General features: G+C 40.5%; 8 protein-coding genes. 3 read left to right on the top strand and 5 right to left on the bottom strand.

Features of this window, described 5'->3' with window-relative positions; translation table 11 throughout:
- Window positions 1-54: 54 nt before the first annotated feature.
- Window positions 55-780, bottom strand: coding sequence for a DUF3891 family protein (locus U2718_RS32200; RefSeq protein WP_341994500.1), 726 nt, complete (start codon window positions 778-780; stop codon window positions 55-57).
- A 103-nt stretch (window positions 781-883) separates the two neighbouring features.
- On the opposite strand from U2718_RS32200, the gene U2718_RS32195 reads away from it, so the two are divergent.
- Both U2718_RS32195 and U2718_RS32190 read left to right on the top strand, forming a co-directional pair.
- Complete coding sequence (locus tag U2718_RS32195; protein ID WP_341994502.1) at window positions 884-1774, top strand: sugar ABC transporter permease; 891 nt, start codon at window positions 884-886, stop codon at window positions 1772-1774.
- Between the two features lie 531 nt (window positions 1775-2305).
- On the top strand, window positions 2306-2926 hold the full coding sequence (locus tag U2718_RS32190) for a hypothetical protein (RefSeq protein ID WP_341994503.1): 621 nt from the start codon (window positions 2306-2308) through the stop codon (window positions 2924-2926).
- A 123-nt stretch (window positions 2927-3049) separates the two neighbouring features.
- On the opposite strand, the gene U2718_RS32185 is transcribed toward U2718_RS32190, so the two are convergent.
- The 4 genes from U2718_RS32185 to U2718_RS32170 all read right to left on the bottom strand — a co-directional run bounded on the left by U2718_RS32185 (window position 3050) and on the right by U2718_RS32170 (window position 10755).
- Window positions 3050-8701 (bottom strand): translocation/assembly module TamB domain-containing protein, encoded by a 5652-nt coding sequence (locus tag U2718_RS32185; RefSeq protein WP_341994505.1) that lies wholly within the window; start codon window positions 8699-8701, stop codon window positions 3050-3052.
- Between the two features lie 647 nt (window positions 8702-9348).
- The gene (locus U2718_RS32180; protein WP_341994507.1) at window positions 9349-9837 is read right to left on the bottom strand and encodes a hypothetical protein; all 489 of its coding nucleotides are present in this window, start codon (window positions 9835-9837) and stop codon (window positions 9349-9351) included.
- A 331-nt stretch (window positions 9838-10168) separates the two neighbouring features.
- Window positions 10169-10354, bottom strand: a complete 186-nt coding sequence (locus U2718_RS32175; RefSeq protein ID WP_341994509.1) for a ChaB family protein — start codon at window positions 10352-10354, stop codon at window positions 10169-10171.
- Window positions 10355-10410: 56 nt separating this feature from the next.
- A complete protein-coding gene (locus U2718_RS32170; protein WP_341994511.1) occupies window positions 10411-10755 on the bottom strand; it encodes a hypothetical protein in 345 nt (114 codons plus the stop codon).
- Between the two features lie 283 nt (window positions 10756-11038).
- Between U2718_RS32170 and U2718_RS32165 the strand changes: the two genes are divergently transcribed.
- Window positions 11039-11956, top strand: coding sequence for a DMT family transporter (locus tag U2718_RS32165; protein ID WP_341994512.1), 918 nt, complete (start codon window positions 11039-11041; stop codon window positions 11954-11956).
- The last annotated feature ends 24 nt before the right edge of the window (window positions 11957-11980 follow it).

Genomic DNA, 11980 nt, shown 5'->3' with positions numbered 1-11980 from the left:
GCGTCTCTACTTAGCCTCTTCAAAACTAATTACTAATGACTATTAACCATAGCTTTACTTTGCAAAAGTCCATTCCAAAGTTTTAATTGGTGTGACTTGGAGTGCTTGCGAGAGTTCAGCACTACTCTCGAATTGTAACTGTTCTAGGTAGGTAGCTTCTACTTTGACTGTGAATTTTTCTTCTAGGAAAGGCCAGGGTTTAACAGTTACATTATCATCACTATTTTGGATTACATCATAACGATTACCATCAGGTAAAGTAGCAATTTCTAAGGCACGTTCACCAACAGGTAACTGACGCTGACAAAGGATAAGTGACAAGCGATCGCACCATTGAAAAAAGGCATAAGCTTCGGCAGCATCATCTTTTGTAATATTCAATTCCTGACGCCATTGCTGTTGGTGCTGTAATTGTTCGTCCAAAAAGTCATCCAATTCTGGTGACTCTCCCCGCTTGCCCTCAAGTAAAAAGCTCATGTGCATGGAAATGAGCATTGCTACCCATCTACCTCGATAGCGAGCATTTTGTACTAGTTTCTGCATTTTTGGCAGATGAATTTCGGAATCAAGGGTAAAGTCTAGTGGTGCGCCAGCTTCAGTAATGTTCTTCTCTTCCCATTCTTTTTCCAAATCATCGTGATGGGAAATGGCTGCAACTGTCTCCAGCCAACGCACCGGACGTTTTTTCGGGTGCCAATGTCCAGCAATTTGGGCAGCTAGCAAAGCATGAGCACGATGGTAAATTACTTCCCAACCCTTTTCGTCTTGGTTAACGATCATGAATTAGCCTCAATCATTCGTGTAATATGAGTTAGCTTTCCTTATGCTGCATAACTTGTGGCTGTAAATTCATCTTCCGAATGTACGAAAAATAAGCGCCGTTATGAATAATTTGACGCCTAAAAACTGGATATTCATCAAACAGCGAATCACTCCTTACCTTTTTTTGCTGCCTGCTTTAGTTATCTTGGTATTAACCGTATTTTGGCCTGCCCTGCAAGCTTTTTACCTCAGCTTTACTCGCTACGAATACGATTTAACCCAGACACCACAGTGGGTAGGCTTTGCTAACTTCCACCGCTTATGGGGTGATCCTGTTTTTTGGCAAACTTTAGGAAACACTGTTTTGTATCTGGTAGGTGTAGTGCCAATTTTAGTAATTGCTCCCTTAGCACTAGCAATTCTGGTAAATCAGAAACTGCGGGGTATGCATTGGTTTCGGGCTGCATATTACACTCCTGTTGTTATTTCGATGGTAGTGGCAGGAATTGCTTGGCGATGGTTGTATGCAGAAAATGGACTACTCAATCAACTACTTAAAGGTATTTTTACAGAGGGAATTCCCTGGTTAACCAGCCCTCGCTTTGCATTGTTTAGTGTTATGGCTGTCACCATCTGGAAAGGATTAGGCTATTACATGGTGATTTATCTAGCTGGGTTGCAATCAATACCTGCCGATATATATGAAGCAGCAGCAATTGACGGTTCTGATGGTGTCCGCAAACATTGGGATATTACTGTACCCCTAATGAAACCTTATCTTGCTCTGGTAGCGGTTATTTCAGCGATATCCGCAACTAAAGTTTTTGAAGAAGTATATATTATGACTCAGGGTGGGCCGCGTAATAGCTCGAAAACAATAGTGTACTACTTGTACGAGCAAGCATTTAATAATTTGGAAATTAGCTATGCCTGTACTATTGGGCTGGTGTTATTTTTGATAATTTTAGGGTTATCAGTTCTGCGATTATCAGTTAATGGTGTGAGTACTTAGTACAGTTTTGGATTAATTCGTAGCTTTTTAAACGCAGAGGTACGCGGAGTCAGCGCGGAGGGGCGCAGAGCCTTTATGAATTTAATTCGTTATGAATTTGTGAAATACTGCACTTAGTCAGACATCCATATGATTTAATCACACAACGAATCACCTAGCCTAAGCGTCTCTAACCCCCTATTCGCAGGTGAGTTGTATTTGACTAATCTAATTTTGTAAGAAAGCAGGCGATCGCTTCTTACACCATATACTGCTAAAGTAGCAGTGCTTTTTGTTACTTAAGTTTCAGGAATTTGACTATTAGAATTAGAAAATTTCAGTATTATCTCAGTATAGTTATTCCAAAATTTAAATAATAAGTCTATTTCTTTACCAATTTAAGTAAATATCACAGGCTAGGAACTGTTACATTAAATTTATGCTGATATTTTCAGCGATGCATATATCAGCAGCATTTCCAGCATCTACCTTTACAAGTGAAATTTCAAGGAAGTATTAAACTCAAAAATTTTAGTTTTATTGTCAAAACAGATGTTAACTAATCTTGATTTAATTCGAGAATTTATTAAGCTATCTATTCAGCGAAAAGAAGTATTATTAGCTAATCAAATTTTAAAAGCCGAAACAGTTTACAGCAGCAACAATTTGATAGCAAAAGCAGAAGGAACAATTGTCACCACAAAGTTTGATGGTGCATCTACGTCATTCTTAATTAAAGCTAATTCTACTTATTGGGAATTAATAAATCAGGTTTTAGCCGAATATAATTTTATTCTCACAGGCAATATAGATCATCGTGGTTTCTATCAGTATCAGTACTGCCAAGCACCAGAAGGTTACCAAATGCATTGCAGCAAGGCGGTTATTTTATGGCGAGCTTGGTGGAAACATCGCAAGTATGTTTTGGGTAGAGGAATTCCCTTAGAACTTCTCATCCGTATACGCCACGCTAAACGGCATACTTGGTATCCCATCAAAGATTTAATTATTAGTGATGGAGTTCTTTACATCAAAACCTTAGGAAGTGAGATTGCTGTTCACTCAGACGATCTAATCACCTGGTTAAGCAAAGTTGAAGATCCTTCTCAAAATCAAGCTCAATTTTCTATATCCGCTCTCCTGGAAGCGGAAAACTCTAAATCCTTAAACTAAGTAGCCCTGACTGAACTACGTACGCCAATAAAGAATGAAAAAACTTTCTTCCCTACCTGCGCTTTTGCGCGCAGCGATTTGGTGCAAGTAGACACGTAGCGGCTACTGCCCTCTGCCTTCTACTTAAAACCTATTTTCATACTCTAGTACTGCTCGATTGTCACCTGATAAATCAGTAGAAGTACGTAGACGCAATTCAGGATTGAGGCGATAGTTAATACCAAACTGAGGAGGTTTATCACTCGTCAAAATTTTGAGTGCAGAAACAGAAAAACTACGAGAAACGTCAACTCCAGCTTCCATTGCCAGATCTACTGAAGAAGTATTTTTCTTAGTAGTGTTTGTGTCATCAAAAGTGATAGTGGGAAATAGACGTAGTTCGCTCAAACCAAAAGCATTACCAATTTGATTAAATGTTCGCTGAAGATTCAAAGCCGAACCTGCTAAGTTAACAAGTCCTAGCGTAGTATCACCACGTCCAAATGTTTCCACAAAACTACCTCCAAGCAAGGCTACTATTTCTGTTTGACTGCGAGAAGGATTGCTTGTTAATTCTAGATGTTGGTTGAGTTGACTAGCTGGGCCATCGATTATAGCTTCTATGCGAACTGTATTTACAGGATCAAAAGTTGTAATAATCCCATCATTAATTTCTGAGGATACAGAGGATCTGGTAACTTGTAGAGGATTTGCATCTAGAACACTGGCAATTAAGCGAATATCTAAGTCAGGATTTTGATTGCCTCTAAAAGTTGCTGTATGTTCATAGCCACGAGCAAGATTAAATTGGGTAGTAAATAAATTTACATCTCCATTCCGTAATCGAATCGTTCCTTCGGGTTCTGGTTTACTTAAGGAACCATTAACGCTGAGAGAGCCAGTAGCTTGAAAACTGAGAATCGGTGGTAGGGCAATTTCTACATTTTTGCCCAATAAAATTTGTAAATCATCCAAACGTGTCGCCGAATTTCCACCATTAGATTTCTCTTGCTTGATTGCTTTTAAAAGCGCACTTTCTTCATTGTTACTGGCATTAGCAACAGCGTTTGCAGATTCTGTTAGTAAAACTTGACCGTCAGATAACTTGAGATTACCACCAATAGCTGGGTTAAGAGCAGAACCAGTAATCAGCAAGTCTCCGCTCACCCCTCCTTCATACCTTCCCTTCAGATTTACCGCTAACTGATTCAGGGAAACATTAAGAGGATTGTCTATTGACTGTTGTGAGTTATTGAAAACGGGAATCTCCCCTTGAGCAATGACGTTACCTTTGCTAAATTTGCCTTGAATACTTTCTACTTTAATGCGGTCAAAATTAAACTCTACTTTTCCTGTTACATCTGTCAGCTTTTCTGGTAGAGCTTGCGCCGCAAAAGTGGCTCCCTTAACAGTAGCAATACCCTTTAGCACTGGCTGTTCTGTAGTTCCGCTTACAGTTAAGTTTACATCTCCCTCGCCTTTCTCAAACGCTACTTGGTCAGTCAATAAGTTTAACACTGCCAATCCTTCGTTTTGAACTTTGACATCCAAACTAACTTGATTGTGATCTGGTGTGACAGAAGCAAAAGGCAATTTGTAGGGAAGGCTACCAGTGATAGTAACTGGTTCTGAGCCAGAAACCATCACATTACTACCAAAATTTAAGCGCCCATTGTTATAGCTAAAGCTAGCATTTGCTGACTCTATTCCTTTCTGGTTCAGGGTTCCTTCGGTAATGTACAATTCTCCTCTGGCTTGAGGATTGGCTGTACTACCTGCTACAGTCGCTGTCGCGTTAATGTTACCTGTTAAACCAACAGGCAGTTTGACATAATTATTGAGTAGTTGCAGAGGAAGATTCGTTACTCGCAGTTGTCCAGATTGTTCTGTTCCGCCAATATTACCAGTAAAGGTAATCAGCCTGTTGTTTGATTCGACACGTAAAGGTAGTAATGTCAGTACACCATTTTCAAAACTGCCTTGGGCGATCACCTGATCTGCTGTGTAAAGACGCTCTGGTTCGTCTTCTCGTCCCCAAACAAAATTTTGACCGTTGAAATTAAACTTTACTGCCATTTTGTTGGCGGTAGCTGTATCAACAGCAACTTCACCATTGAAAGTTCCTTTTAAATCTGCTAGATCTGGCATGAAAGAAGCATCACGACGCTGTTGTTGCTGCTGTACTAACAATGCCTCAATTTCTGAAAAACGCTGGATTTGAGCTAGTAAAGGTTGATTTGCTAAACCAACTGATACTGTTTTCAAATCACGAGCGCTGCCATAACTTGGTGCATTAGTGACACGACGTTGAAAGTCTTTGATGTCGAATAACTGCAATACTGTTAAAACGTCTTGGATTTGTCCTTGGCTAACTGTTAATTTACCTTGAATTCGGGGTTTTGCAGTTGTTGGTGCAAAAGTACCAACCATAGCGTAACGACTGTTTCCTCTAATAAAGGCACTATCGCGCAGAGTTACTTTGCCATCTTCATAACGAAATTGAGCTGACAAGCGATCGCCACTGATGCGAGCTAGTTGTGGTTTAGCGATCGCAATATCTCCTGCCGTTGCCCAAGTTTTCTGATTAATTTGTAAATTGCCCGATAACAACCCTGCAATTTTACCGGTACCCAGGAAAGTAGTAGCAGGCACATCCACATTCAAAACTGTTAAGGGGAAATTTTCTAGTTTAGCCACTAAATTATCGCCTTGTACTGTTCCAGTTGCGGCAGCTTCTTGCCACTTCACAGCAAAAGCATTAGGGCGATTATTTGCATCTAGGTTGAAGGCAAGTTTGTCACGCGCACCCATAACATTCAAATTTAAACCTTGTCCCTGCACTGACTGAATATTTCCAGTTAATACTGGTTCAAAAGTAAATTTATTGACTACTAAATCTCTCAGTGCAAGTGTTCCTAATAAATTGGGTGTAGGCAGTTTTCCAGTAATTTGCCCGCTAAAATCAGCTTTACCTGTTAAATTAACTGCATTAGGTAATTTGATAGGTAATTTACTTAAATTGTAATTTTTTGCTTGAACATTCAGAGCTAACTCGGTAATTTCAGGTATGATATCTGAAGTAGCTGTGGTTAATATGTAGCCATTAGCGTTTAAATCACGAGCTGTTGCTCTTTGAATCAGCAGCTTTTCTCCATCCCAGCCAATTTCCGCTGTGAGTGGTTCTTCAATACCAGCGATACCCTGAGAAAACTGTAATTGACCGAGCGCCCGCAAATTCTGTAGAGACGCAAAATTTGAGGCAGCGCGTTGCGCAGACAAGTGCCGTGCGGGGGTTCCCCCTATTGTGGCGACTTCGGAGGGTTCCCCCCGTTGTAGCGACTGCCGTTGTGTTTCTAAATTTCCAGCAACTTGGATTTTGCCACCCAATTTACCTTGCAACTGCTCGGAGAACTGATTTAATTCCACACCCTCAGCATCAACTACAGCTTGATAGCGACCGTTTGCCAATTGGATATTTGTAGCAGTAATAGTGCCACTCGCTACATTTAGCTGGGCTTGTCCTTTCGCTTGGATAGCTTGCGGTAGGAAGGATTCCAAAGAACCTGCGATATTGAACTGACCTTTTAGCCTTCCTTGAAATTGCTGAGGTAATTGTGCTAATTGTTGCAATGGCAAGTTATTTGCTTGCACCTGCGCTTGATAATTACCATCAACCAGTTGAATATTTGAGGCGGTAACTGTGCCACCACCCACTGCTAAACGTGCTGAACCACTGCCCTGTAAAGTTTTAAGGTTGAAAGCACCTGTATTGCCTGAGATTTGAAAATTACCCGCCAATGCTCCCTGTAATGCTGGGGGAGAATTTTTCAACAGACGCCCCAACCGCACGCCATTTGCTACAAGTTGAGCAGAAAAACTTTTTTCTCCCAGTTGAATTTTGGAAACTGCCACCGTACCATCTGCAACTTGAACTTTGGCGTTTTGAGTGTCAATGCTAGCAATGTTGAAGGGAGCGGAGGTACCTGAGAGGATGAGACGGCCGTTCAAGTTAGCATTATGAAGAGATACATTTTGCAGTTGACTGGGATTGATGAAGCGTTCTAGTTGTATCTCGGAAACATCAGCTACAGCTTGCCAGCGCTGTTGATTCCAATTGCCAGCAGCCAGCAGCTTGCCACCACCTACACTCACAACCACATTCTGGAAAGATAAACTGCGATCGCCCTTCACCACCACTTCACCAGTCGTGGGATATTGAGCTTGATTAGCTCGAAATTGCATCACTGTTTGGACGTTATCAGTAGTACCAGTCAGTTTAGCTGTAGCCGAGACGGTGCCTATTTGGAACGGGGTTTTGGAGTTGTAAAGGTAGGCGATCGCATCTCCCGGAATATTCTTTGCCGTTAAATTAAAATCTAATTGAGGAGTCGTGCCAAGCTCAACCGTGCCAGTGCCGCCAATCTCACCACCGACTTTTGTCTGTCCTTGAATATCTTTAAATGTAATTACAGCTGCTGTAGGTGAATATTCAAACTTACCCTTGACGCTATTAAAGTCAACTTTGTCGATGCGAGCAGGCTTAATCGTGGCAACTGTACCTGAAAGAATAGGATTGGTGGGTTCTCCAGCTAACTGCAAATCTGCTTTTACTTCCCCAGTTACAGGTACAGGCAGTTTCAGCTTGAGAGTTTCTTGAGCAGCTTCTACACTGACTGCATTGACACGCCCTGCCAGCTTGTAACCAGTTCTAGTGTCGATAATGCCATGAGTTACCAGTGGTACTTTCCCGTAATTTGTGACAATATTATCTAGCTTTACTTCCGTATCTTGAAAGCGAAGTGTTCCTTGGGAATTGATAAATGGTTGTGGTACACGAGGAACTTGAGCCTGGACATTTTGCAAACCAACACTACCAAATAATAAAGGCGGTTGATTTTGCTTCAATTGGGCTTGCATCTGCAACTCACCATTTACCTTACCAGCCTGAAATGCTAGTGGTAATTTTATCAGGCGAGTAAGATCAGAGGCTAGCAAGTCTTGCCCCCGCACTTTTAAATTAGTTGCCAGTGTTTTTGGGCGGATATCTCCTTGCAAAGAAAGGTTGCCACCAGTATTTGCTTTCCCTACTACATCAAACTTTATCAATTCATTGCTTTCTAGTAATTGAGCAGTTCCATTGATTTGAGAAAATGTGACTGCCGAGAAGAAACCAGGAGGAAATACGGATTGGATAGTAGGGGAAGATGTTTCTGGTTTATTTTTTTCTGCTCTTGCTACTTTAAAATTTTTTTCTTGTTCTCTTCTCCATTGCTCATTTGGTACTAATGTCAACTGGGCATCCCGAAATCGGAGTTTATCTAACTCTGTTTGAATAAATCCGCCTTTAACTGGCTTTGCTAAAGTAGTACTAGTCCAGCGTCCTTCTTCATCCTGCTCAATATAAACGTTCGGATTAACCAAAGTGACATCTAGCTTAAGATCGTGGGTAAAAAGTAACTGCAATGGATTAAAACCCACTTCTACAGTACCAACTGCAACATAGTCTGGATCTGTAGGCGTTGCCGGAATGGCTGAAGCCCCAAACTTTACTCCAGAGAGCGAAAATCCTTTTACCTCTCCCAGTTTGACAGGACGATTAAGTGTATTCGTCAGGCTTTTTTCTGCCAATGGTGTTAAATCTTTGTGAATAAAACTCCATAATCGCCAAGCACCCCCTACAAGTCCAAGTAGTAAAATTCCACCTAAACCAATGCCGCCACGGTTTAACATCAGCAACCATAGACGTTTATTGGTAAGGTTTTGGGATTGACACTTGGGATTTAGAGATTTACTCATTTGGTTTTACCGTTTACTAGTTGAGTTTGGCAGGCACACTAGTAGAATTCACTGACGCTATTAGCTGCTAAAGCTATGCCATTACCAGCATACAAACCTAATTTGGATTTGGACTTGGAGATTAATGACTAGCTAAAGTAGATTTTGTCTATGGTAGCTATAGTTTTGAATACCAATATCCAAAAAAATACGGCTGTGTTGTAAGTATCTTACTGATAAATCTAGAATTGTTTGCTTATAGTTTGATATTTTTATTTGTAAGCGATCGCTTCATATTACTTTAAAATCTGAGATTGTTAAAAACTACTAACAAGCATAGAAATCAGAAGATTCTGACTCTTGACTTCTGTTGTTTGCTCAACAAGCATAAAAGGAATATAAACTTATCCACCTAATCTAATCTCTAAAATTCAAAATTGGTATACCGAGTAATACTGGAGCAAGTAAAAAATTTATCACACATCCCAATGTATAAAGTTGACGAGGAGCCATAATTAACCCTTGCAGAAAAACTGGGTACTGGGGATTGGGAAGAGGACGCGGGGACGCGGAGAAAGATTTTACCCTTGTCTTCCCCTCCCCCCTTCTCCTTGTCCTCTTGCCAGCCCCTAGCCTCTAGCCCCTAACTTCAACATCGGCTCGCGCACTTATAACCCACCGCGATCCCGCTCTAGATCGTAAATTACCTTCTCGGCGTACCAATCTATCGATTTACCAGGATATTTTTGTTTTGCCTGGGTTAAAAGACGTGTTGCAGCATCTCTATCGTCATGCAACAGGTTGATAAGTTTCTTTTGCAGTTTGCGGCTAGTCTGCTCAAGCCTAATGGTAGAAGTTTGTTGCTCCCCTAATGAAAAATTATGTTGGCGGCGATTCCCTTTTTTGCTTAACACAACGCCAGTGACAACACCAGTTGCTACAACTGTTACTAACATTATTGTAGAATTACTGCCTTGTCGTCCAGGCTCGTTCATCTGATTATTTACGGAACTAGCAACAGCAAGTTGTGAGATTGGTTGCTGAATTTGTGGTGCAATTTCGGTCGAAATCCCAGCTGCGAGAAGGCTGGCTGCAACGCTAGTAGTCAAAATTTTGACAGTATCTCTAGATTTAGGAATAGAAAAAGCGTGAGACATCTTGCTAATAAATAAACAAAAAACTAGTGTCAGTCCTATATTTCTAGTTTGATCAATAACTATGACAAAAGTGTGTCAATCTAGCTGGATGCAATGAATGCGATCGCTTTATACCAGAGGAGTAGAGACTGGGGGCATTCTGGGTGTGATATGACTACGCTCCAGCAATAAATGAATCTATCTGATAGTAATCCTCATCAACCGAATCTTATAAACTATTAAATAATGACTGTTATTATTCTTTTCTCAGTCTAATTATTGCAAACTATAATCATTTAGTACGCTCTATTTATGGCTTCCTGCCCTAAGCCAGTTAAGATCTAAATTCTTTTCATTCTGGCTTTTGATGCCATTTTCCGTCCTCGCCTTTTTCGTAATCTCGCTTTACTGCACTCCAGGCAACCCGGAAAGCACTTTCTTCAGAATTATTAAAAGCAGCTAGAAAAATTTCTTGAGCTTGCTTGGGTAAATGCTCTTTGACAGAATCTGGTAACTCATCAATATTTTGATAAGGCATATTTATAGCAGTTTTGAATGTGAAAAAACTCACTTCTACTACGTTTTTATCTATATCTACTCACCTAATAAATATTCCAATTCGGCTTTTAACGCCTTAACATCTGCAACTCTTGCCACTAGTAAATTTTCTTTACCTGCATCATTTAAACGTACTTTCCAATAACGAATACTCTCTGAGTTATTCATCCAAAAATTTATTACTGTACCTACAACTTCGTCTTTGTCCCAACCCCATTTTTGCGGTACTGCTTCCACAGACTCTATTAATGCATCTAAAGTACACATATGTGTTGCTATGTATTCTACTCCTTTACATTGTGGCTTTTGTAATGTTTTTTGTTGGTGATGAAAGAAGTTTAAAACTGGAGATACTCCTACAATGTCAAAAGTATATTTCATTTCTAAGTTCCTATTATGAATCTGTAATGCGTAGATTTTAATTTATTTGATAATGATATAATTTCACATTAAAATTACATCCACAAAAAGTATTATTGCAGCCTATATCATCAGTAATAAATTTTAGGAATGCCTTAGCACTTTATTCATGTGAGTGCTAATGTTATGCTCTCCAAAAATTAGCAGTAAAGGGCATTGAGTGCTAATGTTTATACAGGTATTTATCTTAAAAATATGAAATTTATTTTGTTTTTGAAAAGGGGTAGTGATAATTTTTAATATTTTGTTAAAATCATCATTTGCAGCTTTTCAAGGTGAAATAGCGGCTTTATCTGCTGCCTGTTTGTGGGCGATCGCGTCTGTAGTGTATGGGCGCTTGGGAGAGCGCATTCCACCATTACAACTGAATTTGATCAAGGGTATAGTTGCGATCGCTCTGCTTCTGTTTACGATTGCGATCAAAGGCGAATTATTACCCAATATTCCTCCTGTGCCTCTTTTTCTACTGCTATGCAGCGGCATTGTCGGCATTGGCTTGGGAGATACAGCTTTCTTTGCCACTATCAATACAATAGGGGCGCGTCGCGCCTTACTAATGGGAACTCTTGCACCACCCATAGCAGCGATCGCGAGCGAAATTTTCCTGCAAGAACGGCTAAATCTCAGTGCTTGGTACGGTATTTTACTCACAATTGCAGGAGTTGCTTGGGTAGTAACAGAACGTACTCCCGATCTGGGTGATCGTATGACAACACATCTAGGGCGCGGAATTGGCTTAGGTGTGTTAACAGCAATAACAAATGCTACAGGAACTGTTTTCTCTCGTGCAGCATTCGCTGATACCAACATTAGTCCTTTATGGGCTGCTTTATTGCGATTGAGTGCAGGAGTATTGATTTTGCTGATTTGGGCATCTCTTCCGAGGCGTCAGAATCGAATATTGCTCTGCCCTGAGTGGAAATCATCGCCAGTCATATTCGGAATTTTCTTTGCAGCTTTTTGTGGAACTTATTTAGGAATTTGGTTACAGCAAACAGCCTTGAAATTTACTGCTGCGGGTGTAGCTTCAACTCTGCTGCAAACTAGCCCGGTATTTATCATCCCGATCGCTATGTGGTTGGGTGAGAAAATTACTTGGAGAGCGATCGCAGGTGTTGGCATGGCGATCGCTGGAACAGGATTGCTATTTTATTTTAAGTAATTCACATCAAGACTCCTACTGACA

Origin of the sequence: Chlorogloeopsis sp. ULAP02 (genome assembly GCF_038404745.2) — a bacterium.
In the GTDB taxonomy this organism is placed as follows: domain Bacteria; phylum Cyanobacteriota; class Cyanobacteriia; order Cyanobacteriales; family Nostocaceae; genus Chlorogloeopsis.
This window is presented reverse-complemented; position numbering and strand designations above follow the sequence as displayed.

Coding starts and splice junctions, on each gene's coding strand:
- U2718_RS32200 (WP_341994500.1), bottom strand. CDS start 780: ATGATCGTTAACCAAGACGAAAAGGGTTGGGAAGTAATTTACCATCGT.
- U2718_RS32195 (WP_341994502.1), top strand. CDS start 884: ATGAATAATTTGACGCCTAAAAACTGGATATTCATCAAACAGCGAATC.
- U2718_RS32190 (WP_341994503.1), top strand. CDS start 2,306: ATGTTAACTAATCTTGATTTAATTCGAGAATTTATTAAGCTATCTATT.
- U2718_RS32185 (WP_341994505.1), bottom strand. CDS start 8,701: ATGAGTAAATCTCTAAATCCCAAGTGTCAATCCCAAAACCTTACCAAT.
- U2718_RS32180 (WP_341994507.1), bottom strand. CDS start 9,837: ATGTCTCACGCTTTTTCTATTCCTAAATCTAGAGATACTGTCAAAATT.
- U2718_RS32175 (WP_341994509.1), bottom strand. CDS start 10,354: ATGCCTTATCAAAATATTGATGAGTTACCAGATTCTGTCAAAGAGCAT.
- U2718_RS32170 (WP_341994511.1), bottom strand. CDS start 10,755: ATGAAATATACTTTTGACATTGTAGGAGTATCTCCAGTTTTAAACTTC.